At 60.5% G+C, this 26093-nt stretch carries 22 protein-coding genes; 15 read left to right on the top strand and 7 right to left on the bottom strand.

The window, feature by feature from the left end; all coding sequences use genetic code 11:
* Positions 1 to 55: 55 nt before the first annotated feature.
* A complete protein-coding gene (locus OC71_RS24030; RefSeq protein ID WP_041074077.1) occupies positions 56 to 928 on the bottom strand; it encodes a LysR family transcriptional regulator in 873 nt (290 codons plus the stop codon).
* Positions 929 to 1088: 160 nt separating this feature from the next.
* Between OC71_RS24030 and ampC the strand changes: the two genes are divergently transcribed.
* Positions 1089 to 2255, top strand: a complete 1167-nt coding sequence (gene ampC, locus OC71_RS24025; RefSeq protein ID WP_041074075.1) for a class C beta-lactamase — start codon at positions 1089 to 1091, stop codon at positions 2253 to 2255.
* 136 nt (positions 2256 to 2391) lie between these two features.
* Here ampC and OC71_RS24020 read toward each other — a convergent pair whose 3' ends face one another.
* Positions 2392 to 2964 (bottom strand): DUF4174 domain-containing protein, encoded by a 573-nt coding sequence (locus OC71_RS24020; protein WP_041074073.1) that lies wholly within the window; start codon positions 2962 to 2964, stop codon positions 2392 to 2394.
* A gap of 209 nt (positions 2965 to 3173) precedes the next feature.
* Here OC71_RS24020 and OC71_RS24015 point away from each other — a divergent pair, with 209 nt between their 5' ends.
* Entirely contained in the window at positions 3174 to 3647 is a 474-nt protein-coding gene (locus tag OC71_RS24015; RefSeq protein WP_041074071.1) for a GNAT family N-acetyltransferase, read from the top strand.
* Positions 3648 to 3727: 80 nt separating this feature from the next.
* Here the strand turns inward: OC71_RS24015 and OC71_RS24010 are convergent, their stop codons facing one another.
* From OC71_RS24010 to OC71_RS24000, 3 genes are all read right to left on the bottom strand, one after another.
* Positions 3728 to 4513, bottom strand: a complete 786-nt coding sequence (locus OC71_RS24010; protein WP_041074069.1) for a sulfite exporter TauE/SafE family protein — start codon at positions 4511 to 4513, stop codon at positions 3728 to 3730.
* A 190-nt stretch (positions 4514 to 4703) separates the two neighbouring features.
* A complete protein-coding gene (locus OC71_RS24005) occupies positions 4704 to 5936 on the bottom strand; it encodes an MFS transporter (protein ID WP_041074067.1) in 1233 nt (410 codons plus the stop codon).
* A 176-nt stretch (positions 5937 to 6112) separates the two neighbouring features.
* Positions 6113 to 6862 carry a hypothetical protein gene (locus tag OC71_RS24000; RefSeq protein ID WP_041074065.1) on the bottom strand — a complete coding sequence of 250 codons (750 nt, stop codon included), beginning with the start codon at positions 6860 to 6862 and terminating at the stop codon, positions 6113 to 6115.
* Between the two features lie 234 nt (positions 6863 to 7096).
* On the opposite strand from OC71_RS24000, the gene OC71_RS23995 reads away from it, so the two are divergent.
* The 3 genes from OC71_RS23995 to OC71_RS23985 all read left to right on the top strand — a co-directional run bounded on the left by OC71_RS23995 (position 7097) and on the right by OC71_RS23985 (position 9762).
* Positions 7097 to 8245, top strand: a complete 1149-nt coding sequence (locus OC71_RS23995) for an aldose epimerase family protein (RefSeq protein WP_041074064.1) — start codon at positions 7097 to 7099, stop codon at positions 8243 to 8245.
* A 196-nt stretch (positions 8246 to 8441) separates the two neighbouring features.
* A complete protein-coding gene (locus OC71_RS23990) occupies positions 8442 to 9263 on the top strand; it encodes an aldo/keto reductase (RefSeq protein ID WP_041074062.1) in 822 nt (273 codons plus the stop codon).
* A 28-nt stretch (positions 9264 to 9291) separates the two neighbouring features.
* Positions 9292 to 9762 (top strand): DUF1810 domain-containing protein, encoded by a 471-nt coding sequence (locus OC71_RS23985; protein ID WP_041074060.1) that lies wholly within the window; start codon positions 9292 to 9294, stop codon positions 9760 to 9762.
* On the opposite strand, the gene OC71_RS23980 is transcribed toward OC71_RS23985, so the two are convergent.
* On the bottom strand, positions 9727 to 12087 hold the full coding sequence (locus OC71_RS23980) for a DNA polymerase II (RefSeq protein WP_161794918.1): 2361 nt from the start codon (positions 12085 to 12087) through the stop codon (positions 9727 to 9729). The two genes, OC71_RS23985 and OC71_RS23980, sit on opposite strands and share 36 nt — an antisense overlap.
* Positions 12088 to 12416: 329 nt before the next feature.
* Between OC71_RS23980 and OC71_RS23975 the strand changes: the two genes are divergently transcribed.
* Complete coding sequence (locus OC71_RS23975; RefSeq protein WP_041074056.1) at positions 12417 to 12857, top strand: CBS domain-containing protein; 441 nt, start codon at positions 12417 to 12419, stop codon at positions 12855 to 12857.
* Positions 12858 to 12949: 92 nt separating this feature from the next.
* Here OC71_RS23975 and OC71_RS23970 read toward each other — a convergent pair whose 3' ends face one another.
* Positions 12950 to 13573 (bottom strand): glutathione S-transferase N-terminal domain-containing protein, encoded by a 624-nt coding sequence (locus OC71_RS23970; protein WP_041074054.1) that lies wholly within the window; start codon positions 13571 to 13573, stop codon positions 12950 to 12952.
* A gap of 1082 nt (positions 13574 to 14655) precedes the next feature.
* Between OC71_RS23970 and OC71_RS23965 the strand changes: the two genes are divergently transcribed.
* The 9 genes from OC71_RS23965 to OC71_RS23925 all read left to right on the top strand — a co-directional run bounded on the left by OC71_RS23965 (position 14656) and on the right by OC71_RS23925 (position 25996).
* Entirely contained in the window at positions 14656 to 15480 is an 825-nt protein-coding gene (locus tag OC71_RS23965) for an energy transducer TonB (protein WP_041074052.1), read from the top strand.
* Positions 15481 to 15526: 46 nt separating this feature from the next.
* Positions 15527 to 16234, top strand: a complete 708-nt coding sequence (locus OC71_RS23960; protein ID WP_003223576.1) for a MotA/TolQ/ExbB proton channel family protein — start codon at positions 15527 to 15529, stop codon at positions 16232 to 16234.
* A complete protein-coding gene (locus tag OC71_RS23955; protein WP_003223575.1) occupies positions 16234 to 16635 on the top strand; it encodes a biopolymer transporter ExbD in 402 nt (133 codons plus the stop codon). The genes OC71_RS23960 and OC71_RS23955 overlap by 1 nt, the downstream gene beginning before the upstream one ends.
* A 207-nt stretch (positions 16636 to 16842) precedes the next feature.
* Complete coding sequence (locus OC71_RS23950) at positions 16843 to 19554, top strand: TonB-dependent receptor (RefSeq protein WP_041074050.1); 2712 nt, start codon at positions 16843 to 16845, stop codon at positions 19552 to 19554.
* A 149-nt stretch (positions 19555 to 19703) separates the two neighbouring features.
* The gene (locus OC71_RS23945; RefSeq protein WP_041074048.1) at positions 19704 to 21569 is read left to right on the top strand and encodes an extracellular solute-binding protein; all 1866 of its coding nucleotides are present in this window, start codon (positions 19704 to 19706) and stop codon (positions 21567 to 21569) included.
* Between the two features lies 1 nt (position 21570).
* Positions 21571 to 22635 carry a microcin C ABC transporter permease YejB gene (locus OC71_RS23940; protein WP_041074046.1) on the top strand — a complete coding sequence of 355 codons (1065 nt, stop codon included), beginning with the start codon at positions 21571 to 21573 and terminating at the stop codon, positions 22633 to 22635.
* Complete coding sequence (locus OC71_RS23935) at positions 22635 to 23657, top strand: ABC transporter permease (protein ID WP_041074044.1); 1023 nt, start codon at positions 22635 to 22637, stop codon at positions 23655 to 23657. The genes OC71_RS23940 and OC71_RS23935 overlap by 1 nt, the downstream gene beginning before the upstream one ends.
* Before the next feature lie 14 nt (positions 23658 to 23671).
* Positions 23672 to 25357, top strand: coding sequence for an ABC transporter ATP-binding protein (locus OC71_RS23930; protein ID WP_052510617.1), 1686 nt, complete (start codon positions 23672 to 23674; stop codon positions 25355 to 25357).
* 117 nt (positions 25358 to 25474) lie between these two features.
* On the top strand, positions 25475 to 25996 hold the full coding sequence (locus OC71_RS23925) for a DUF3455 domain-containing protein (protein ID WP_041074042.1): 522 nt from the start codon (positions 25475 to 25477) through the stop codon (positions 25994 to 25996).
* Positions 25997 to 26093 lie beyond the last annotated feature (97 nt).

Genomic DNA, 26093 nt, shown 5'->3' with positions numbered 1-26093 from the left:
TTGTCGTCTGACACAGCGCTTTCGCGAGCAGGCTCGCTCCCACAGGGGTCTTGTATTAACCAGAGATTTGCAGCAGCCAGTTTTTGAACGCCGTCATCGCCGCCGTCTCCGGCCGCGACTGCAAACGCGTCAGCCAATAACTGCCGGTGGTGATTTCAATCGCAAACGGCTGACGAATCACATCCGCCGCCAATTGCCGGGCGAACATCAGCGGCGGTGCCAACGCCACCCCGCTGCCCTGCAGCGCGGCGTCCATCATCGCCAGCGACGAGTCGAACACGATGCTCTGCGGCGGCGCGGCGTGGGTCGCCAGGCCGGCGGCGTGAAACCACTGCGGCCATTCATCGGTGCGATACGAGCGCAGCAAACGCTGCTGCAACAGGTCACCCGGGGATTGCAACTGCCGGGCAATTTCCGGCACGCACAACACCGACAGTGGCGCATCGAGCAAGCGCGTGGCCTCGATGCCATGCCACGCCCCGGCACCGAAACGAATCGCGTAATCCAGTCCTTCGGCGGCGACATCGACCCGGTTGTTGTGAGTCGACAGTCGCAAATCTATGAGCGGATGTTTCGCCTGGAAGTCTGCCAGCCGTGGCAGCAGCCAACCGACCGCAAAGGTTCCGACGGCTCCCACGGTCAGCATTTCCCGATACTGACCGCCGGCCAGCCGCTCAAGCAACTGCGCGATGTGATCGAACGAAGTGGTCAGAACGGGCAACAGGGTCTCCCCTTCACTGGTCAGCATCAGCCCACGGGGCAGGCGTTTGAACAAGGTGACGTTGAGTTGCGCCTCAAGGCTTTTGACCTGATGGCTCACCGCTGCCTGAGTCACGCATAACTCCACGGCGGCGCGGGTGAAGCTCAAATGACGCGCAGAAGCTTCAAAAGCGCGCAGTGCATTGAGCGGCAGTTGAGGTCGAATCATGCCCATTCCTAAATTTTTCTAATGGCTCATGCGAGATTTCATCGTTTGTCGATCATCGCCGGACTGCCTAAATTGACGGCGCTGATCAGTCGCCCAACAAGAAGATCGCCCGCAGTGTAGCGGGATATCACCCTCAACACTCATGGAGAGTGGGTCACACATGTCCTTCATCAACCAGAGCAAAGTCAATATCTGCAGCGCATTTGGCGTGATTTTCGCTGCTACCACGTGCATGGCCGCCACACCCAGCGACGAGCAATTGCAAGCCCTGGTAAATAAAGCCGTCGCCCCGGTGATGCAGCAACAACAGGTTCCTGGCCTGGCCGTGGCTGTCACCGTACACGGCCAACCGCATTACTTTAATTACGGCGTCGTCGCCAAGGATACCGGGCAGAAAGTCAGCGAAAACACCCTGTTCGAAGTCGGCTCGGTGAGCAAAACCTTCGCCGCGACCCTCGCCGGCTATGCGCAGGCGACGGGCAAACTGGACCTGTCGACCAAGGCCAGCCAGATCTGGCCAGAACTCAAGGGCAGCGCCTTCGATGGCATCAGCGTGCTGCAACTGGGCACCTACAGCGCTGGTGGCCTGCCGCTGCAATTCCCTGACCCGTGGGATTCGGCGGACAAGATGCTCGGCTACTACCAACAGTGGAAACCGAGCTTCCCGGCCGGTAGCCAGCGCCTGTATTCCAACCCCAGCCTGGGCCTGTTCGGTTATCTGGCCGCCAAGACCCTCGGTCAGCCATATGATCAGGTGATGAGCGAAACCCTGCTGCCGAAACTCGGCCTGCAACACACTTACCTACAAGTGCCGAAAGCGCAAATGAGCCTGTACGCGCAGGGCTACGACAAGAACAACCAACCGGTGCGCGTCACCCCGGGCGCGATGGATGCGCAAGCCTATGGCGTGAAAACCAGCGCCGCCGACATGCTGCGTTACGTTCAGGCCAACCTGAAACCGGCAAGCCTCGATACTCCGCTGCAACAAGCCATCGCCAACACCCACACCGGTTACTACACCGTCGGCGACATGACCCAAGGCCTGGGTTGGGAAATATACCGTTACCCGATCAGCCTCGACCGCTTGCTGGCCGGTAACAGTACGGAAATGGCCATGCAGCCGCATAAGGTGAAGTGGCTCAACCCGCCACAGCCACAGGCGGATAATGTGCTGCTGAACAAAACCGGGTCTACGGGTGGCTTTGGCAGTTACGTGGCGTTTGTGCCGTCGAAGGATGTCGGCGTGGTGATTCTGGCGAACAAGAACTTTCCGATTCCGGAGCGGGTGAAGATTGCTCACACGATCCTCAGCGTTTTGACCGACTGAAAATCAAATGATCGTTGCCTTCGGCAGCTCCTGCACCGGCCCCATGTAGGAACTGCCGCAGGCTGCGATCTTTTTGGCGGGCAATAAAAATGGGCGACCTGTAGAGGTCGCCCATTTTTTGATTCAGGCCATGCCATCAATCATCCGGCATTTCCGGTGGTTTGCTCGGTTTCGCCGGTTTGCTCGCCTTGGCGCCCTTCTCGCCTTTCTTGGCTGCCGGTTCGGCGGTGGTGGCCTTGGTTTCAGCGACCGTTGGTGCGCTGATTTCTTTCTCGCTCGCCGGCAGCGCATCAACGGTGTCGAAGATTTTTTTCAGGTCCACCGACTTCGCTTCATCGCCCGAGGCCGAGAGTTTGGTCTCGCCGTCCTTGCCCAACAGGAACACTTTCGGGTACGCCCCGGCGCCCAGCTTCAGCGAGCGCAACAGGGCCATGGTGTCCTGCTGGCCAAGGTCCTTGCCGTCGAGCTGACCGGCCATATTGAGGATGGTGTAGACCTTGATGTTGCGGTCAGTCACACCTTTCTTGTTCGCCGGATCTTCCAGCGACTTTTTCAACCCCACCCACACGGGGTCGACGGTGCTTTGTGCGATCACGATCAACGGTCGGGCCCGTCCCATATCCCCGGCTATGGGCGAATCGTTGTCAGCGGCGAACAAGGGACCGGCAATCGCCAGCAAGAGTGTCAGGGTCAGTGACCTGATGAGCATGCGCATCTCCTTTTGATATCCACGCTCTAATGATTGCGCATCGCGGCGATTGTTCCGGGGTCGTGCCCGGCAAATATGTTTCGCCTTGTCAGAAGCTTAGGTCAGCCGCGTCATTGCGCAACCGCATCGGCGTAATCGTGACGCGGATTTGATTACGTTTTGTGAGCGCATTAGGCTGGCTGTTCAGCCCATGAAAAGGAGTTCAGCCCATGCACATCGACTACCTGTGTGATCACCCGCATTTGATTGAGGAACTGGCCGAACTCAATTTCAAGGAATGGGGCGAATTCCGTGACGGCGATACCCTTGAAGCCCGCACCGAGCGTATGCGCGCGGCCTGCGGCAAGGGTGCGGTTCCCAGCGTGGTGGTGGCCATTGAAGACGAAAGATTGCTCGGTGGCGCGCTGCTGATCGACAGCGACATGAAGATCCGTCCCGAGCTGACGCCTTGGCTGGCGGGGGTTTATGTGAAGGCTGAAGATCGCGGACGCGGAATTGCTTCGCAACTGGTCAACAGGATCGTCGCCGAGGCGGCGACGCTGGGAGTGACTGAGTTGTATCTGTACACCGACGCTGCGCAATCGCTGTATGCGGGGTTGGGTTGGGAGGTGGTCGAGGATCTGGTCTACGAGGATTTGCCGGTGACCGTCATGAAATTCAACATCCTTCATACCGCAGCGTAGGAGCTGCCGCAGGCTGCGATCTTTTGATCTTGATCGTAAAAACGAAGATCAAAAGATCGCAGCCTTCGGCAGCTCCTACATCAGAACGCCAGTTTATAGCCGATCAACAGCAACATGGTCGCCAGACACGGGCGCAGCAATTCATCGGAAATGCGCCCGGTCAGGTGGCTGCCCAGCCAGATGCCCGGCAGCGAACCCATCAGCAGGAAACCCAGCACGCCCCAATCCATGTTGCCCATGCTCGCATGGCCCAGACCTGCAACCAGGGTCAGCGGCACGGCGTGGGCGATTTCGGTGCCGACCAGGCGCCGTGTTGGCAGCAGTGGATAGAGAATGAACAACGCGACCGTGCCGAGGGCGCCGGCGCCGATTGAGGTCAGGGCGACCATGGTGCCGAGGATCAGACCGGTGATCACCGTCATTACGTTCAGGCGCGCGCCGCTCGGGTTGTAGTTGCCGCCCGCACGGTTATGGGCGAATTCGAGCAGGCGTTTCTTGAACAGAATCGCCAGCGCGGTGGCGAACAACACCCAGCCCAAGGCTTGCTTGATGATCGCGTTCATCGCCTCGGGCGCGGTGTGCAGACTGCTGAGAAACCACAAGGTCAGGGCGACTGCCGGCACGCTGCCAAGGGTCAGCCAACCGGTGATCGCCCAATCGATGTTGTTGTTCTTCTTGTGAACCAGCACGCCACTGGATTTGGTGATGGCCGCGTACAACAGGTCAGTGCCCACCGCGGTTGCCGGGTTGATACCGAACCACAGCAGGATCGGCGTCATCAACGAACCGCCGCCGACACCGGTCATGCCGACAATAAAACCCACCACCAGCCCGGCGATGACCAGGCCGAAATTTGCCAATTCCATTAAGACGTCCAGAAAAACGACAGGAAAAATCTGGCCCGCAGCATAGCGATTTTTCATATAACCACATATATCAATGCGGTCTATAGTTATGCCCGATTCCTACATCTAACCCTGTAGGAGCTGCCGGAGGCTGCGATCTTTTGATCTTGATTAAAAGACAAAATCAAAAGATCGCAGCCTCCGGCAGCCCCTACACTGGAGGTGTGGTTGAGTGCACGCGCCGGCCCGGTTTGAAACTGTGATGCCGGTTGATCCACACCGTCGCCAGCGCAATCAGCGACAGGATCAACAGCGCCCACGGAAACGACATTGCCCCCGCTTGATCCAGCAGCAACCCGCCAAACAGGCCGCCGCCGGCAATTGCCACGTTCCAGGACGTGGTGAGCATTGCCTGCACCACGTCCACATGCTCGCCGGCCGAATCCGCCGCAGCCGTCAGCAGCAACGTTGCCGAGCCGCCGAATGACAGGCCCCACACCGCCATGCAGGTGTAGATCAGCCACGGCGACGGAGACATCAACGCCAGCACCAGTGCAGTCAAGGCAAACACCGCGAGGCTGATCAGGGTCAGCCAGCGCAGCCAGCGATCCACCAGCACGCCGATGATCCAGATTCCGACCAGCGAACACAGGCCAAACACCAGCAGCACCAGATCGACACGCTCGGCCAGCCCGGCCTGCATCAGGAAAGGCGCAATGTAGGTGTAAAGAATGTTGTGCCCGAGCATCCAGGTCAGCACCACGAACAGCACCGGCCGTACGCCCGGCAAACGCAGAGATTGCAGCAACGGCAGGCGTTCGGCGCTGGCCTGGCCCGGACGGTCCGGCACCGCCAGCACAATCCACGCCGCCAGCACCAATGCCAGCGCCGACATGATCCCGAACGACGCGCGCCAGCCGATCAGGTTACCCAGCCACGTCCCCGCCGGGGTACCCAGCGACAGCGCCACCGGGGTACCCAGCATCGCGATTGCCAGCGCCCGCCCCTGCTGGTGCACCGGCACGATCCCGCGGGCGTAACCGGCCATGATGCCCCACGACAGTCCTGCGGCCATCCCGGCGAGAAACCGCGACGCGAGGGTCAGGCCGTAATGGCTGGAGAACGTGGTGACGGTGTTGAACAGCAGGAAACCGCCGACCGTCATCAGCAGCACCCGGCGCCGTGGCCAGCCCCGGGTGGCGACGGTCAGTGGAATCGCCGCGACAATCGAGCCCAACGCATACAGCGTCACCAGTTGCCCGGCGAGCACTTCGCTGACCCCAAGCCCGGCGCCGATCTGCGGCAGCAGCCCGGCCGGCAGGGTCTCGGTGAGGATGGCGATGAAGCCGGTCATGGCGAACGCCAGTAGCGCGGCGTACGGCAGTTTTTCTGTACGGGCGACGCGGTCGATGCGGTTGAAGTCGGTGCTTGCGGAGTCGGTCATGACAGGTGCAGCTCCCTTTGGATCAATAGTAGCGATGGATTGTATACAAAAATCCCAAGCACAATTTGATCAATGTGGAAGCGAGCCTGCTCGCGAATGCGGTGGATCTATCAGAGATTCAGCACTTGGCAGATCGCTTTCGCGAGCAAGCTCGCTCCCACATTGGATCTCCACACTTACTGCACCGGAAGGAAATTCAGGAACAGCAGGCTCTGCGCGTAATTCAGGCCAATACGCCGGTAACGCTCGTCGAGCATCTGCGTCAGCAAGTCGAGCCGCGCGACGATCTTGCCGAATTCGGTGGCGAAGCTCAGGTTGCTGCCCTCCTCCGAGATTTCATTGGAGAACAGCAGCGGCTGGCCTTCCTTGTTCTGGCGCTGGGCCAGGATCCACGTGGCTTTCTCAATGTTACGCGCGGCGTTGTGGACGAAGGTCGGGTTGATTGCGTCGGTCATGTAGAACTCGACGCGGTTGCCATGAGCGGTGACCAGCATGCTGCCGATGGCATAGATGAAGGCGCCGACCCGATCCCCGAGAAACTCCGGACTCATCGCATAGCTGAGCGCCGCCAGATCCTTGCGCCCGCCCAGCACCGGCAACGGTTGCTGCTGCTCGACCGCCAGACGCACCTGTTTCACCGCGGTGTTGATGTCGAGGAACCCCGATTTGCGCAGTTCTTCCGGGTTGCGCAAATACAGCTTGCCCATCAACCGATAAAGACTGTTGAGGTTGTCGCGCATCGCTAATGTGGCCATGCGGTCGACGCTGGTCTGCAGGAATTCCTGCGGTTGACCGTCACGCATCTGGGCGAAGAATCCATTGCCGGTCTGGTGCGTGCAACCGCTGACAAACAGCGATGCCAGACAGGCCAGCAGCAGACACGGGCGGCGAACAAATCGGATGATCGGGTGAAAAGCTCTCGGCATGAATTCTCGAACGGGCACATTCCTGCGCGGCGGGCGTCGCCGCATCCTGGCCATGGATAGAGCCGCCGAATCCGGAAAAGTGCAGCGCTGGCACGATTTCCCGACCTTCGGCAACTATTTAGTATGACTTTATATTTGCACTAAACCTTTAACCGGCTATAAATTCTGACTCAACCCACAATTAGCATGACTATTACCCTGTTTTGAAAACAACAACAAAAAGGAAGGTCAACCATGCTTCAATCCCGTCACCTGCTCTCCGGCCTCGGACTGTCCCTGATGATCGCCACCCTCTCCGCCAACGCGGCCGGCCTCAGCGCCGAACACAAAGCCTTTGGCAAAACCAATGACGGCACGCCCGTCGAGCAATACATCCTGCGCAACAGCCACGGCCTGCAGGCGACCGTCATCACCTACGGCGCCACCTTGCAATCGCTGCTGGTGCCGGACAAACACGGCAAAGCAGCCGATGTGGTGCTGGGTTTCGACGATGTCCAGGGTTACCAGAAAGGCACGGCGTATTTCGGCGCAACCATCGGCCGTTTCGGCAATCGCCTGGCCGAGGGTGCATTCGAACTCGACGGCAAGCGCTATCAAGTGCCGCAGAACGACAAGTCCAACGCTTTGCACGGCGGTACTCAGGGCTTCGACAAGAAGGTCTGGAAAGCGCAGGAAACCAAGGACAAGGATTCCGTCGGCGTGACCCTCACCTATCTGTCGGCGGACGGTGAAATGGGCTTCCCCGGCAATCTCACCACCGAAGTGACCTACCGCCTGACCGACAACAACGAGTTGCGCATCGACTACAAGGCCAGCACCGATAAACCGACGGTGCTCAACCTGACCAACCACAGCTACTTCAACCTCGCCGGTGCCGGCAATGGCGACATCCTCAAGCAGGTTGCCACCTTGCACGCCAGTCATTACACCCCGGTCACCGGCAAGCTGATCCCGACCGGCGAACTGGCGCCCGTGGCCGGCACGCCGATGGATTTTACCCAGCCCACTGCCATCGGCACCCACATCAAGGCTGATCACCCGCAGCTGAAATTCGCCGAACCGAAACAGGGCGGCTTTGATTTCAACTGGGTGCTGGACACAAAAGGTGATGTGAGCAAAGTCGCCGCCGAGGTCAGTGACCCGCAATCCGGACGGCATCTGCAGCTGTTCACCAGCGAGCCGGGCGTGCAGTTCTACACCAGCAACTTCCTCGACGGCACGGTCAAAGGCAAGGGCGGCAAGGTCTATCCGCACTGGGGCGCGTTTACTCTGGAAACGCAGCACTATCCGGATGCGCCGAATCAGCCGGACTTCCCAAGTACGCGTCTCGATCCGGGGCAGACTTACAACCACAGCGTAATCCTGAAATTCTCCACGAAATGACACTTAGCCCGTGGCGAGGGAGCTTGCTCCCGCTGGCCTGCGCAGCAGGCCCTGCTTTTTCAACTGAATGAAGAGCAGGGCCGCTTCGCGCCCCAGCGGGAGCAAGCTCCCTCGCCACAGGTTCATCGACCTCCATTGGAACCCCTGCGCTATCCTGCTGCCCACTAAGGTATGACCATCAGCACAGGAGGTTTGAATGCGTACCCTTGAACTGGCAGGCGTGCAGGTTCCAGTGATCGGCCAAGGCACCTGGCGCATGGGCGAAGACCGCTCGGCGCACTCGCGTGAAGTGTCCGCGCTGCGCCAAGGCATCGAACTGGGCATGACCCTTATCGACACCGCAGAAATGTACGCCGAAGGCGGTGCCGAATCTGTCGTCGGCGAAGCCATCGCGGGCCTGCGCGACCAAGTGTTTCTGGTGAGCAAGGTCTACCCGCACAACGCCAGCCGCAAAGGCATTCCGCAAGCCTGCGAGCGCAGTCTGCGCCGGCTCGACACCGATTACATCGACCTCTATCTGCTGCATTGGCGCGGCCAGTATCCGCTGGAAGAAACCGTCGAAGCCTTCGAACGCCTGCGTTCGGACGGCAAGATCGGCCGTTGGGGCGTGTCGAATTTCGACGTCGATGACCTCGAAGAACTGGCCAATCCTGCCTGCGCGACCAATCAGGTGCTGTACAACCTGGAAGAGCGCGGCGTCGAATTCGATCTGCTGCCATGGTGCCAACAGCAACGCATGCCATTGATGGCGTACTGCCCGATCGGTCAGGGCGGTGCGATGCTGGCTGAACCGGTGCTGAACACGATTGCCACTCGTCACAAGGTAACCCCGGCACAGGTTTCACTGGCGTGGATTCTGCGTCAGGATGGTGTGATTGCGATTCCCAAAGCTGTGCGACCGGAACACGTGCAACTCAATGCACAAGCGGCGCAGTTGCAACTGGATGCCGGGGATCTGGCGGCGCTGGATCAGGTATTCAAAGCGCCACAACGCAAGCAGCGGCTGGCGATGGTCTGAGTCGCTGGGCGCTGGCGAGGGCTTCGTCATGAGAAGCACTGATCAGTACGACCCGTTCAATCTGCAGCGTTTCGTCCAGGCGCAGGACCCGGTGTTCGAACGGGTTCAGCGTGAACTCGGTGAGGGGCGCAAACGTAGCCACTGGATGTGGTTTGTGTTCCCGCAGTTCGCCGGGCTGGGCGGCAGCGAGATGTCCCGGCGTTACGCCATTCAATCCGCCGAAGAGGCGCAGGCCTATCTGGCCCACGACCTGCTTGGCGCACGGCTGCGCACCTGCACGCAACTGGTGCTGAACATCCGTCAGCGCTCGATAGCCGAGATTTTCGGCCATCCCGACGACCTGAAATTCCACTCCTCGATGACCCTGTTTGCGCAGTTCAGCGCAGAAGATTGCCCGTTCGCTCAGGCACTGGAGCGCTACTTCCACGGCATCCTCGACGAATGGACGTTGCAGCTACTGGACTCAAAACAGGCCCAGTTGCCCCCCGATCAGGGTTGAAAAATCGTCATCGACGAACGGCAGAATCGCATCCGCCACCGGTTGCAGCTGACGAGTGATGTAGTGGTCGTAGTCGATCGCGGCGCGGCGCACTTCCAGCGGTTCCGGCCCGGCCAGGGTGATGACGTAACTGATCCAGCCGCCATTCTGGTACTGCCGTGGGCGCCCGTGCTGCGCGTTGTAATCATCGGCCAGTCGCGCCGCCCGCACATGCGGCGGCACGTTGCGTTCGTAGTCATCAAGGGTGCGGCGCAGGCGTTTGCGGTAGACCAGTCGTTCATCGAATTCGCCGGCCAGGGTTTTGCGTACGTAATCGCGCACGTAATCCTGATACGGTTTGCGCTGGAAGATCCGCTCGTAGAGTTCCTGCTGGAACTGCCGGGCCAGCAGTGACCAGTCGGTGCGCACGGTTTCCAGGCCCTTGTAGACCATTTCGTCACTGCCGTCGGCGCGGGTAACGAGGCCGGCGTAGCGCTTTTTGCTGCCCTCCTCGGCACCGCGAATGGTCGGCATCAGAAAACGTTTGTAGTGGGTTTCGTACTGCAATTCGAGAGCACTTTGCAGGCCGTATTCCTCACGCACGTGCTCGCGCCACCAGTCGTTGACGTGCTTGACCAGCGCCTGACCGATCTGTGCCGCTTCCTCCTGACCGTGCGCGCGACGCAGCCAGACGAAGGTCGAATCGGTGTCGCCATAGATCACCGCGTGGCCCTGCGCTTCGATCAGCTGTCGGGTGCGCAGCATGATCTCGTGGCCGCGCAAGGTAATCGACGATGCCAGACGCGTATCGAAAAATCGGCAACCACTGGAACCGAGCACGCCGTAGAACGCGTTCATGATGATCTTCAGCGCCTGCGACAGTGGCGCGTTGTGCTCGCGTTTGGCGGTCTCGCGACCTTCGGCGACCCGCGCGACAATCGACGGCAGGCAATGTCGGGTGCGCGAGAAACGCGCGCCGCGAAAACCCGGAACCGAATCGGCATCGTCCGGGTGCTGCAAACCTTCGATCAGCCCCACCGGGTCGATCAGAAAGGTGCGGATGATCGACGGGTACAGGCTCTTGTAATCGAGCACCAGTACCGACTCGTACAGCCCTGGCTGTGAATCCATGACGAAGCCGCCCGGGCTGGCCTGCGGTGGATTGGTGCCCAGGTTCGGCGCTACGAAACCCTGGCGATGCATCAGCGGCATATACAAGTGGGTGAACGCCGCCACCGAACCGCCGCTGCGGTCCGCCGGCAGGCCAGTGACGCTGGCGCGTTCGAGCAAAAACGTCAGCAGTTCGGTTTTGGCGAAAATCCGCGTGACCAGTTCGCAGTCCTTGAGGTTGTACTTGGCCAGCGCCGGTTTGTCCTCGGCGAACATACGGTTGATTTCGTCCATGCGCTGGTACGGGTTGTCGATCGCCTTGCCCTCGCCAAGCAGGGTCTGGGCGACGTTTTCCAGGCTGAACGAAGGGAAACTCCAGGTCGCCGAACGCAGCGATTCGATGCCATCGATGATCAGCCGCCCCGCTGCCGAAGCAAAGAAGTGCGTGCGACTGCCGTGTTCGCGCCACTGCATCTCTTCACCGCCACGGCCGATTTTCAGCGGCACGCCGAGGCGCCGCGCGTGTTCGTGAAGGATGCGCAGGTCGAACTGCACGACGTTCCAGCCGATGATCGCGTCGGGGTCATGCCGGGCGAACCAGTCGTTGAGCTTTTTGAGAAGAACGGTGCGCGAATCGCAGTATTCGAGGTCGAAGTCGACAATGCTCGCATCACCGTTCGGTGCGCCGAGCATGTACACCTGACGCTGGCCGCAGCCTTCCAGGGCAATGGAATACAGCTCGCCGGTTTCGGTGGTTTCGATATCCAGCGAGACCAGCCGCAGTTGCGGTCGGTATTTGGGGTCGGGTTTCAGTTGGGCATTGAGCAAGACGCCGTCGTCATCGGCACTGCCACTGAACAGCACCGGCGCGGTGATGAAGCGCTCCATCAGGTAGCGTTCCGGCGGACGCACGTCGGCTTCAAAGACGTCGACCCCGGCGCGGTTGAGCGCGGTTTCCAGGCGCATCAACTGGCCGTGTTGCTGGCAATACAGGCCCAGCACCGGGCGATGCTCGAAATCCTGCAGGGCCAGCGGGCGCAGTTCGACATTCTTTTCATCGTGCAGCAGACGTTCGGCCGCTTCGCGTTGTGCAGCGGGGATAAACGCCACTGACGTCTGCGGCGCCAGACGCACACGGCGCGGTCCGGCGTCGGTCGCCAGCCAGAACTCGACTTCGGTGCCGGCCGGGGTGTCGCGCCAATGCCGGGTCAGGACGAAGCCCTGCTGTAAATCCACCACTGCAACCTCAGGAATTGAATCAGAGGGGCATTCTACGCGGCATCGTCCGAGATAACCCCATCCCCTGTGGCGAGGGAGCTTGCTCCCGCTCGGCTGCGCAGCAGTCGCAAAGCCAGGCAATTCGGTGTATCAGGCAAACCGAATTCTCAGGGTTTGGGCCTGCTACGCAGGCCAGCGGGAGCAAGCTCCCTCGCCACAGGGATAGAGGTGAGCCGGAAAAACCGGCAAATGACGTTTTTTGCGTGCTATCTGCCGCTTTGCCACCTTGCCCTGCACGCCAGCGTCTACGATGCTTGGAGAACAACGACAACACCTGAGTAACCACCATGAAGACCGTCGCCCAACTGCTCAAGCTCAAAGATCAGAAAAATCAGGAAGTGCATCAGATCAAACCCGATCACATGGTGCTCGAAGCGCTGATGAAGATGGCCGAAAAAAACGTCGGGGCCCTGTTGGTGGTGGAAGACGAAAAAGTGGTCGGCATCATCAGTGAGCGTGATTACGCGCGCAAACTGGTACTGCACGGGCGCTCCTCGGTCGGTACACCGGTGCGCGACATCATGGTCAAGGATGTCATCACCGTGGACACCCATCAGACCGTCGACACCTGCCTGGGCATCATGTCCGACAGACGCCTGCGCCACTTGCCGGTGGTGGAGAACGGCAAACTGATCGGCTTGCTGTCGATCGGCGACCTGGTGAAAGAGGCGATTGCCGAACAGGCCGAGCTGATCAAGCAGCTGGAGCAGTACATTCGCGGGGAATAATCCCCAAGATCAAAAGATCGCAGCCTCCGGCAGCTCCTACAGAGAACAGTGTAGGAGCTGCCAGAGGCTGCGATCTTTTGATCTTTGCACTCTTAAACCGGCCAATGCCGGGCAAACACCGGCGCCAGCACCGGGTGCCGGTCAATGCGCTGCAACCATGCGTAGAACCCGGGGCGGGTCTGGCGCAGGTGCTCGCGACTCCCCGACCAGCGCGTCACCACCGCTGCCAGCACGTCCAGGGCGCCGGGCGTCTCGTCGTCCAGGTACAACTCGGCGGAAAACTGGTCGGCAAACACTTCCCAACTCCAGTGCAAGCGCTCGCGGGCACCGGCCATCAGATTCTGTCGTGAGGCTTCGTCCGGCATCACCAGCCAGCGTTCGGGGTAATCGATGACGCCGATGGCCGCGTAGCAATTGCTCGCGATGTAGACCATGCCGCGAATCGCCTGATCGCGATCAGTGGCCTCGGCCGGCAACAGGCCGAATCCGGGAAAGCGCAGGCCCAGGTGAATCAGAATCGCCACACTCTCGGTGATCGCACTGCCATCGGGCAACTGCAGGGTCGGCACCTGTTTCAGTGGATTGAGGCGCGCGAGGGCTTCGGCCGCCTCGCTCGAAGCTTCGATATCGATGAAGCGATAGGCGATCTGGCATAACTCCAGCGCTGCTTCGATGGCTGCAGCACCCGAATTGCGATGTCCGTACAGTTGATACATGCCCCCTCCTCGATCTCGACGGATCTGTGTAGCCCTATTTATAGCGGGTGTATCGGCTTTGGCACGTTTTTCCCATGCATTCGCGACTTGCGAATTCAAACCCCGCAAAACCGCGCTGGCGGTGCCCATCCCGCACCAAGAGCAATCATCGAACGCTATCCGCGTTCTTGTAAGGTGCGATACCGGACCAAAAGTTCGCGTATCCGAACTGGCAACAAGGAGGTCACTGCGTGAATCTTCAATCGTTCTGCCGCTTCACGGCCTGTTTATATCCATCCGCGCAATGTCGAGTTCACCTGAACAGTACCGGCCATCCGCGAATTTACGTCATTACCTGAACCTGACAAACGACCACTGTGTTGGCGCTGAATAATGTGCCGACAGCAGCGTGGTATTTATTTTTTAAATAAGACCCATGAAGTTATTGCGCAAGCACTGCGTCAATCAACGATTGCCGAATTGTCGAACAATAATTTCAACTGATTTTTTAATTGCACCAAAAGCGTTCCTGCGCACGCAACTAACGCAGATTCGAAATACTGATTTCATTTAAACAAAAACAAGGAACATGCGCCGTGACCCGCTAAAACATTGACCCGCACCAAATCAGTCCGTCGCGCACCATCAAGCGCCCTGGAGGACTCGAGCTCAGCGGCTCTATCTGGCTAATCCGGCCGATACAGCGCCCGGTCTGACTCGCCTGCAAAAAAGCCCCGGCGTTCGGGGCCGCGGACAGTCATGCACTAAAGAAAACCGAGGCACTCTGTAAAACTTATATAATTGCGACATGAGTAACAGCCATGAAATAACCGCTCTACATTTCAGCAATATTTGGCACAGCGGTTGCAAAATGAATCACGACCATTGAAACAATCCACACCGATACAGAACAACACCAGGGAATGGCGAATGAACAAACGAAGTCATTGGCGTTAAGCCAGTAAGCCTGCACAAGCCTATTCAATAGATAGTTCAACTATCGGCTTGCGTACACCCAAAAGAAAGTTACACCCATCCACTCGAACATCACCGAAATGTTCGGACGGCACCTTATTGCCCTTCATCAACCCGAGGGAGCTTTAATGAACGATGCGGTAAAGCACAGAACCCTGCCGGGGCCGTTAAGGGACGCGCCAGTCCCGCCACCACCGGGCAGACCGGCCTTCACGGCCAACACTTCGCAGCCCGGCGGGTTGAATAAGCAGCAGATGCTGTTGCTGGTGGCGGTGTCGGCACTGATACACGGCGGTGCCTGGTGGTTTTTCCAGCAGACCCGGCCCGAACCCCTGCCGACGCCGCCGCAGATTCCGGAAATGACCGTCGAGCTGACCAGCCCGACGCCACCGGCACCGCCCACACCGGAACCACCTCCGCCACCGCCGCCCCCTCCACCTCCGGAACCGGAACAACCGGTGGAAGACGAAGACGCGGTCAAGCCACCGCCCAAACCGATGGAGAAACCCAAGCCGATCGAAAAACCGAAACCGGTCGAGAAGCCCAAACCGGTGAAGAAAGTCGAGCCGCCAAAAGCTCCGCCCGCCCCGGCACAACCGGCCGCTCCCGCTGCGCCGGCGACACCGAGCGCGCCACCGGCCCCGGCCGCCGCGCCTGGCCCGGTCAAGGAATCGGCCGCGATTTCCGGCCTTGCCAGCCTCGGCAACCCGCCGCCGGAATACCCGTCACTGGCGCTGCGGCGCAACTGGGAAGGCAGCGTGGTGCTGCGCATTCAGGTGTTGGCCAACGGACGTGCCGGTTCGGTAACGGTCACCAAGTCCAGCGGCAAGCCGCAACTGGATGACGCCGCCGTCGCGGCGGTAAAGAACTGGAAGTTCATTCCGGCCAAACGCGGTGACACGCCGATTGACGGCTTCGCCACCCAGACCATCGATTTCAAATTGCCGCAATAACGGCAAACCCAACTCATAACCGACTTAATGCAAGCGAGGTGTAGCCATGAACTCTTCACTGTCTTCGATGATTGTCCCCGGGGTGCTCTGGGGCCTGGTGCTGTTTTCCGTGGTCAGCTGGGCGATCCTGCTGGTCAAGTCGGCGCAATACCTGCGCCAGAAAGCCCAGAACAAACAGTTCAGCAAAGCCTTCTGGGGCGCGCCGGATCTGCTGACCGCCGCCGAACATGCCAGCCAGTATCCGGGCTCGCTGGCGCGCATCGCCAGCAGCGGTTTCGAAGCCTTGCTGGTGGAAGAATCGCCGCGTACCACGCAACAACTGGCGCACACCATCAACCGTTCCGATCGCCTGGAACGCAACCTGCGCCAGCAGATCCAGAAAGAACGCCGCTCGCTGGAAAACGGCCAGGCGATCCTCGCCAGTATCGGTAGCACCGCGCCGTTCATTGGTCTGTTCGGTACCGTGTGGGGGATTATGGAAGCCCTGCAAAGCATCGGCGAAACCGGTTCGGCGAGCCTTGAAGCGGTCGCCGGACCGATCGGTCACGCGCTGATCGCCACTGGCGTCGGGATCGCCGTCGCGGTCCCGGCGGTGCTGATTTACAACTTCTTTCTGCGCCGCCTGAAACTGGCCTCGGCAGACATGGATGACTTCGCCCACGACTTCGACGCCCTCGCCTCACGCAGCGCGTTTTCCATCAGCCGCCAGGCCATCGCCAGCAAAACCACTGCCGCCGTGCGGGAGGCCAGCTGATGTCCTTTTCCACTCAAGACAGCGATGAAGTGCTCAGCGAAATGAACGTCACGCCGCTGGTGGACGTGATGCTCGTGCTGCTGGTGGTGTTTATCGTCACGGCACCGCTGATGACCAACGCGATCAAGGTCAACCTGCCGAAAACCGACGCCGTCGCCCCCGCCGAGAAGAAAGACCCGGTGGTGGTCAGCGTCGATCAGGACGGCAAGTTCTACCTGGCGAAAACCGAACTGGCACCGGAATCTCTGGAGGCCAGCCTCAAGGAGGTCAAGGCCAAGGACGCCGAGGTGCGCGTGCAGCTGCAGGCCGACGCCAACGTCAATTACGGCCAGGTGGCCAAGGCCATGGCGTCCATCGAACGCTCGGGCATCAGCAAGATTTCGGTGATGACCACCCACTGAGTGCGGTGTCGGGCGCGCGTTGAGAAACGCGCCCGACACCGCGAACCGCTTCCCGTCGCAATCAGCCGACCGAAAAACGCCAGACGTCTTCGGAGGGGATCGGCTTGCTTGAAGAAAGTGGCTTTCCGCATGCGGTATCACCGAAAGCGGAGCAATGAGGGGCTCACAAGGCCAATTCGATAACGTCTGATCAAGTCGGAAACAACCATGCTGATGAACACTCCACGCTTCACGCTCAAACCTTTGGTGGCAACGATTTCTCGTCACCGTTTTGTTCCGTTGTACCTGGTGGCCATGGGGATGGGCGCCGGGACCGTGCAAGCCGCCGAGGACGACAACGCCGTCGTCCCCGCTGCAGCCGCAGTGGTGGCACCGACCACGCAACTGCAACGGGTGGAAGTGACCGGCTCGGCGATTCGCCGGGTCGATGCGGAAACGGCCGTGCCGATCACCATTTTGAAAGCCGATGAGCTGCGCAAACAGGGCGTGACCACCACCGCCGAACTGGTGCAGCGGATCACCGGCAGCCAGTCGATCAACAACAGCGCAGGCTCAGTCGGCGCCGCCACCGGTGGCGCTTCGTTTGCCGACATGCGTGGTATCGGCGCAAACAAGACCCTGGTGCTGCTCAACGGTCGGCGCCTGGCCAACAATGCCTTGTCCGGCACCAACTCGGCCGGTGGCGCGGTGGATCTGAACATGATCCCGTTTGCCGCCATCGAGCGCGTGGAAGTTCTGCGCGACGGCGCATCAGCCCTGTACGGCACCGACGCCATCGGCGGCGTGATCAACTTCATCACCAAAAAATCCCTGACCGACGGCCAGCTCACCCTCGGTGGCGAAACCCCGACCCACAGCGGCGGCGGTGCCACCAAAGACATGAGCGCCAGTTGGGGCTATGGCGATCTGGAAGAAGACCGCTTCAACGTGCTCGGCGTGTTCAACTACAACAAGCAGCAGAACCTCGACGCCAACGACCGCTCCTTCGCCCGCGACTACGATCCTGGTCGTGGCCTCGATCAGACCTCCGGCACCGCGTTCCCCGGTAACTACAGCCAGAACGGCAACGCCACCAACCCGTTGGCCAACAGCAATTGCAACGGGCCGAACCTGGTCGCGCGCGATGGCCTGTGCCGCTTCAGCACCCGCGAATACATCGACCTGATTCCGCAAACCGAAAAGACCTCGTTCTTCGGCAAGACCACCGGCAAACTCGGCGACGATCACAACGTCAACCTCGAATACTTCTGGTCACGCAACAACAACGCCACCGCTGTCGGCCCGGCGCCGCTCACCGGTTTGAGCCTGGATTCGTCATCGCCCTACTACCCCGGCAACGGCATCACCCCCGGCCCGACCGGTTTCGCCCTCGACCCGACGCAACCGGTCGACGTCAACTGGCGCGAAACCGCCGCCGGCCCGCGCGAATCGAAAGACCAAAATACCAGCCAGCGCTTTCTGCTGAGCTTCGACGGTCTGGTCGGCGGCTGGGATTACAACGTCGGCGCCTCGTACAACCAGAACAAAATCGTCTCCAGCGTCACCAGCGGCTATGTCAGCGATCAGGCGATGATCAACGGTCTGGCCAGTGGCCTGCTCAACCCGTTCGGCCCGCAATCCGCCGCCGGTCAGCAGTACATCGACGCCGCGATGTACCACGGCGCCTACACCACCGCCGTTGGCCGCGTGGCCGGTTTTGACGGACGGGTCAGTCGCGAGATCGGTGACTGGTTCGGTGCCGGGCCGGCCGGTCTGGCGCTGGGTGGCGAGTACCGCAAAGAGAAATTCCACCAGGACTTCGAACAGTTTGCCGGTGACATCCAGAGCCTCGGCATCGACCCGGCCGGTAGCGTCGAGGGTGACCGCAGTGTGAAAGCCGCCTATGCGGAAATCAACGTGCCGGTGCTCGACAGCCTCGAACTGTCCGCCGCTGTGCGTCACGACAAATACAGCGACTTCGGCAGCACCACCAACCCGAAATACTCGTTCCGTTATCAGCCGCTCAAAGAGCTGGTGGTGCGCGGCGCGTACAGCGAAGGTTTCCGGGCGCCGTCGCTCTACGAGCTGTATTCGCCGCGCAGCATCACCTACACCCAGGGCTACTACAACGATCCGGTGCTGTGTACCGGCGGCGTGGTGCAACCGGGTGGCAACGGCGGGCGCGATTGCGGTCAGCAGTTCCTCAATCAGATCGGCGGCAATGAAGATCTGGCTCCGGAGAAAGCGCGCAACGTGACGCTGGGCTTCGTCTATCAACCGGTCAGCAACCTGTCGGTGGGTCTGGATTTCTGGTGGATTCACATCTCCAACCAGATCCAGCCGTTCCCCGAGTCCACCGTGTTCGATCAGGCCGGCAGCTACCCGGATCGCTTCGTGCGCAACGCCGACGGCACGCTCAACTACATCGTCACCGGCAACGCCAACCTCGGCATCGTCGAGACCAACGGTGTCGATGTATCGCTGGATTACCGCTTCCCGAACACCCCGTACGGTCAGTTCGGTCTGGGGCTGCAAGGCACCTACGTCGACAGTTACGACTTCCAGAGCACCATCAAAGGCCCGTTCACCGACAAGGTCGGCGACTTCGAAGGGGACGGCGTGATCGCGCGTTGGAAACACAACCTCACCGGCAGCTGGACCTTCGGCGCCGCAAGGGCGTCGCTGACCAACCGCTTCACCACCGGTTACAACGACTACGACCGCGATACCCATGCGCGCGTGGCGTCGTATTCGGTGTGGGACCTGTCGGCCGGCTACACCTTCAACAAGGTGCTGGATGTCGATGCCGGGATGAAGAACATGTTCGACCGCAATCCACCGTTCTCCAACCAGGCCTACAACTTCCAGAGCGGCTATGACCCGCGCTACACCGACCCGCTGGGCCGCACGCTGTTTGCGCGCATGACGTATCACTTCTAAAGAACGAGCGCCAAAAAACCCTGTGGGAGCTGGCTTGCCAGCGATAGCGTCGTATCAGTCGACATTTACTTCACTGACATACCGCTATCGCTGGCAAGCCAGCTCCCACATGGGAACCGGGTTTCTTCAGGGATTTTCAGGGTGACCTCATGAGTTTTTTGCGCAACATGGCTGGCCTGCTGCTCGGCAGTGCGCTGCTGTGCACTGGCACTTCGGCGCTGGCCGGCGGCGGTTATGCGTTAACGGTGTACGGCGAGGCGCCGAAGTATCCGGCGGGTTTCCAGCATTTCGATTTCGTCGATCCCGACGCGCCCAAGGGCGGTTCGCTCAGTCGCGCGTCGATGGAAATCGGCCAGTACAACTACATCACCCCGTATGCCGATCAAGGCATTTCCGTGGTGCAGGTCAACGACTGGGTGTATGCGCCGCTGGCGTTCCGTTCGCTGGACGAGCCCTACACCGTTTACGCACTGGTCGCGCAACAAATGGAACGCGATCCCGAGGGGCTCTGGGTGCGCTTCACCCTCAACCCTAAGGCCCGCTTCGCCGACGGTACGCCGATCACCGCCGAAGACGTGCGCTACACCTTCAACCTGCTGATGACCAAGGGCAGCCTCAGTTATCGCCAGCAGTACGCCGACGTGCAGGACGTACTGATCGAAGGTCCACGGCAGGTGCGTTTCACCTTCAAGAACAACCTCAACCGCACCCTGGCGCTGGACCTGGCGACGCTGCGCGTGGTGCCCGAACACTGGTGGAAGACGCGCGATTTCGCCAACGGCGGCGGCTTCGAACCGCCGCTGGGCAGCGGTCCGTATCGCGTGAGCAAGGTCGACGCCGGGCGCAGCATCAGTTTCCAGCGCGATCCGGACTGGTGGGGCAAGGACCTGCCGGTCAGTCGCGGGATGTACAACTTCGACACGCTCACGGTGAATTTCTACGGCGACACCGACGTCGCTCGCCAACTGCTGCAGGCCGGTGCGTTCGATTACAACCGCGAGTTTTCTTCGTCCGGTTACGTGGTCGGCTACGACAGCCCGGCATTGCGTGACGGGCGTTTGCAACAGGCGATTCTCGCCCCGGAAAAACCCACGGCGGCGCAAGGCTTCGTGTTCAACCTGCAAAACCCGATTTTTCAGGATCGCCGCGTGCGTCAGGCGATCAGTCTGCTGTGGGATTTCGAGTGGACCAACAAGCAGATGATGCGCGGCTTCTACGTGCGTCAGAACAGCTTCTGGCCCAAGAGTGAAATGGCCGCCACCGCCCTGCCCGACGCCGAGGAATTGAAGATCCTCGAACCGTTGCGCGGGCAGATCCCGGACGAGGTGTTCACCGAGGTCTATCAGGCGCCGAATACCGACGGCAGCGGCTACATACGTGACAAGCAGTTGCAGGCGCTGAAACTGCTCGCCGAGGCGGGCTGGACGCCGCAACACAGCCGACTGGTCAACGCCGATGGCGAGCCGCTGGCGTTCACCTTCCTCGACGGTCAGGGCGGCTTCGACCGCATGCTGTTGCCATTCAAACGCACCCTCGCGCAGATCGGCATCACCCTGAATTTGCGCCGGATCGATTCGGCGCAATACGTCAATCGGCTCAACGCCCGCGACTACGACATGATCGTCACCAGTTTCCCGCGCAGTGGCGATCCGATCGTCTCCCCCGGCCGCGAACTGTACAGCCTGTACGCCTCGCAAAGTGCCACGCAAGTCGGCAGTTCGAACTCGATGGTGCTGGCCAACCCGGCGGTCGATCAACTGATCGACGGGCTGGTCAAGGCCGACACCCGCGATGCCATGGTGCATTACGCCCGCGCCCTCGACCGGGTGCTGCAATGGGGTTACTACATGATTCCCAACTACTACTCCAAAGGCACGCCGACGGTGTATCAGAACCGCTTCGGCATGCCGCCGGTGCAACCGGCTTACGACGAAGGCCTCAACACCTGGTGGGAGGTCTCGGCCAAGCCGTTGACCACGCAACAGATGCACACCCAGCTTGCGGGGGGCCAGTGACATGCTGCGTTATCTGAGTCGACGTTTGCTGCTGATCATCCCCACGCTGCTGTGCATCCTGGTGGTCAATTTCCTCATCGTGCAGGCCGCGCCGGGCGGCCCGGTGGAACAAGCCATCGCGCGTCTGCAAGGTTTCGGCGGGCACAGCATGGGCGGTGGTGGCGAAGTCGCTGCGACGGGCGGTGCCGGGCGCAGCAGCCGTGGCCTCGACCCGGCGCTGATCGAGGAAATCAAACACCACTACGGTTTCGACAAGCCGATGCACGAACGCTTGTGGCTGATGCTGAAAAACTACGCCCAGCTGGATCTGGGCAGCAGTTTCTTTCGCGGCGCCAAGGTCACCGATCTGATCCTGCAGAAACTGCCGGTGTCGTTGTCGCTCGGCTTGTGGGCGACGCTGATCACCTACCTGATTTCGATCCCGTTGGGCATCCGCAAAGCGATCAGGAACGGCAGCGCATTCGATGTCTGGAGCAGCACCGCGATCATCATCGGCTACGCGATGCCGGCGTTTCTGTTTGCGATTCTGCTGATCGTGGTGTTCGCCGGCGGCAGCTACGTCAACTGGTTCCCGGTGCAGGGGCTGGTGTCGGATAACTTCGACAGCCTCAGCACGTTGGGCAAGGTCGGCGACTACCTCTGGCACCTGGTGTTGCCGGTCACGGCGCTGGTCATCGGTGGCTTCGCCACCCTGACCATCCTCACCAAAAACAGCTTCCTCAACGAGATCAGCCGCCAGTACGTGATTACCGCACGGGCCAAGGGTCTGACCGAACACCGCGTGCTTTACGGCCACGTGTTTCGCAACGCCATGCTGCTGGTGGTGGCGGGTGTGCCGTCGGCGCTGATCGAAGTGTTTTTCGCTGGCTCCTTGCTGATCGAAACCCTTTTCAACCTCGATGGCCTCGGGCGCATGAGTTACGAAGCGGCGGTGTCGCGGGACTATCCGGTGGTGTTCGGCGCGTTGTTCCTGTTCACCCTGTTCGGCCTGTTGATCAAGCTGATCGGCGACCTCAGCTACACCCTGCTCGACCCGCGCATCGACTTCTCGGCGAGGACTGCCTGATGTTCACACTCTCTCCTCTGGGTCAGCGCCGGGTCGCGCAGTTCAAGGCCAACCGCCGTGGGCGCTGGTCGCTGTGGCTGTTCATTGGCCTGTGCCTGATCTGCCTTGGCGGCGAACTGATTGCCAACGACAAACCCTTGGTGATCCGCTACCACGGCGCTTTGTACTTCCCGATCCTCAGCGATTACCTGGAAACCGATTTCGGCGGCGAGCTGCCGTTCCAGCCGGATTACGCCAGCGCTTACGTGCACTCGCTGATCGAGGATCAGGGCGGCTGGATGCTGTTTCCGCCGATTCCGTTCAGCTATGACACGGTCAATTATGACCTGACTGAACCGGCACCCAGCCCGCCCTCGGCGAGCAACTGGCTGGGCACCGACGATCAGGCGCGGGACGTATTGGCGCGGGTGATTTTCGGTACACGGATTTCGATTCTGTTTGCGCTGATCCTCACCGGCATCAGTGCGTTGGTCGGTATCGTTGCCGGCGCGTTGCAGGGTTATTACGGCGGTTGGGTGGATTTGCTCGGGCAACGGCTGCTGGAGATCTGGTCGGGGCTGCCGGTGCTGTATCTGCTGATCATTTTGTCCGGGTTCGTCTCGCCGAGTTTCTGGTGGCTGCTGGGGATCATGGCGCTGTTCTCCTGGCTGGCGCTGGTGGATGTGGTGCGCGCCGAGTTCCTGCGTGGACGCAATCTGGAATACGTCAAAGCCGCGCGGGCGCTGGGGCTGACCGACAGTGAGCTGATGTGCCGGCACATTCTGCCCAACGCAATGACCTCCACCCTGACCTATTTGCCTTTCATTCTGACCGGCGCCATCGCCACCCTCACCGCGCTGGATTTTCTTGGCTTCGGCATGCCGGCGGGCACCGCCTCACTGGGCGAACTGATTGGCCAGGCCAAGCGCAATCTGCAAGCGCCGTGGCTGGGGCTGACGGCGTTTTTTGCCTTGGCGCTGATTCTGTCTTTGTTGGTGTTCATCGGTGAGGCTTGCCGAGACGCGTTTGATCCACGATCTTGATCCGAGGAGCTGACATGCAAAACCATTTGATCGAGATTCGCGACCTGCGCGTGGCCTTTGGCGAGCAAGCCGTGGTGCACGGTTTGAACCTCGACATTCGCCGTGGTGAATGTCTGGCGCTGGTCGGCGAGTCCGGCTCGGGCAAGTCGGTCACGGCGCATTCGATCCTGCGTTTATTGCCAGGTAAAAGCGTCAGCAGCAGCGGTTCGATTACTTACAGCGGAGTGAACTTGCTGCAGGCCAGCGAGCAACACCTGCGCGGTTTACGCGGCAACCGGATTGCGATGATTTTCCAGGAGCCGATGACCTCGCTGAACCCGTTGCACACGGTGGAAAGGCAAGTCAGTGAAGTGCTGGAGATTCATAAAGGCCTGAAGGGTCGCGCGGCACGTGAGCGGACGCTGGAACTGCTGGAACTGGTCGGTATTCGCCAGCCTTTGCAGCGTTTGAAAGCCTATCCGCATCAGCTGTCGGGCGGACAACGGCAACGGGTGATGATCGCCATGGCGCTGGCCAATGAGCCGGAACTGCTGATCGCCGATGAACCGACCACCGCGCTGGACGTGACCGTGCAGCAGAAGATTCTTGAGCTGTTGATCGAACTGCAACAGCGCCTGGGCATGTCGCTGTTGCTGATCAGTCACGATCTGAATCTGGTGCGGCGCATCGCGCAACGGGTGTGCGTGATGCGCCACGGCGAAATCGTCGAACAGGCCGACTGCGAGACGCTGTTTCGCACCCCGCAACATCCTTACAGCCGCTTGTTGATCGAAGCCGAACCCAGCGGTGTACCGGTGCCGAGTGCGTATCAACACAATCTGCTGGAGGTCGATGATCTGAAGGTCTGGTTTCCACTGCCCAAGGCGCTGTTCAGTCGTTCGCAGGCGTACATCAAAGCGGTGGACGGCGTCAGCTTCCGCCTGCAACGCGGCAAAACGTTGGGGATTGTCGGCGAATCCGGTTCGGGCAAATCCACGCTGGGCCAGGCGATCCTGCGGCTGGTGGAATCCGAGGGCGAGATCCGCTTCGGCAACAAGCAACTGAGCCTGCTCAATCAGCGCTTTATGCGCCCGTTGCGGCGGCAGATTCAAGTGGTGTTCCAAGACCCGTTCGGCAGCCTGAGCCCGCGCATGTCGGTGCAGCAGATCATTGCCGAAGGTCTGCTGACCCACGGCATCGGCACCGAGGCCGAGCGCGAGGCGGCGGTGATTCGCGTACTGGAGGAAGTCGGCCTCGACCCGAAGAGTCGCCATCGCTACCCCCACGAATTTTCCGGCGGCCAGCGCCAGCGCATCTCCATCGCCCGCGCGCTGGTGCTGGAGCCGGCGCTGATCCTGCTCGACGAACCAACCTCGGCGCTGGATCGCACGGTGCAGAAACAAGTGGTGGAGCTGTTGCGGCAACTGCAGATCAAGCATGGGCTGACCTATCTGTTCATCAGCCATGACCTGGCGGTGGTGCAGGCGCTGGCCCATGACTTGCTGGTGATCAAGGATGGCAAGGTCGTGGAACAAGGTTCGTCGCGGGAGATTTTTGCCGCACCGCAGCACCCCTACACCCAGGAACTGCTGAAAGCCTCCGGCCTCAAGCCCGCTAAAGTCCCCTGTGGGAGCGAGCTTGCTCGCGAAAGCGGTGGTGCAGATATAAATGAGTCGACTGACACTACGCCTTCGCGAGCAAGCTCGCTCCCACAGTTTTGATTTGCAGAGATTGAAAAATATTTGTCGGGCACTGCATCCAAACGCCTCCGTCACGGGTAGTCCCTGTAACAGCCCTCTTTGGCTGTCAGCGGTTTACCCCTTTCGGAGATAACACAGATGAACATCACTCAACTGATTGGCCTCAGCGGTTTGCTCGCCCTGTCCTCGACAACCTTCGCCCAGAGCAGCTATCCCGACGCGATCAAAGTCCCGGAAGGCCACAAGATCGCCATGGAAACCACCGGCGTCGGCGAGATCACCTATGAATGCCGCGACAAGCCCAACGCGGCCGGGCAGACCGAATGGACCTTCGTCGGCCCGAAAGCGGTGCTCAATGATCGCAGCGGCCAGCAGGTCGGCACCTACTTCGGCCCGCCCGCCACCTGGCAGGCCAAGGACGGTTCGAAAGTCACCGGCACGCAACTGGCCGTCGCCCCGTCGAGCCCGGGCAACCTGCCCTATCAACTGGTCAAGGCCAACCCCGCCGAAGGCAAAGGCGCGATGAGTGGCGTGAGTTACATCCAGCGTGTCGCGCTCAAGGGCGGCGTGGCCCCGGGCAGCGAATGCACGGCGGCGAACAAGGGCAAACAGGAAGTGGTGAAGTATCAGGCCGATTACATTTTCTGGGCGGCGAACTGATCTTTGGATCACTGAAATCAAAGGTGGGAGCGAGCCTGCTCGCGAAGGCGGTATATCAATGAAGGTTAAGTTGACTGATACGACGCCTTCGCGAGCA

Source organism: Pseudomonas sp. W15Feb9B (genome assembly GCF_000828175.1).
GTDB classification, from domain to species: domain Bacteria; phylum Pseudomonadota; class Gammaproteobacteria; order Pseudomonadales; family Pseudomonadaceae; genus Aquipseudomonas; species Aquipseudomonas parakoreensis.
The sequence above is the reverse complement of the archived record's forward strand: the minus strand, read 5'-3'. Positions and strand labels throughout refer to the sequence as shown.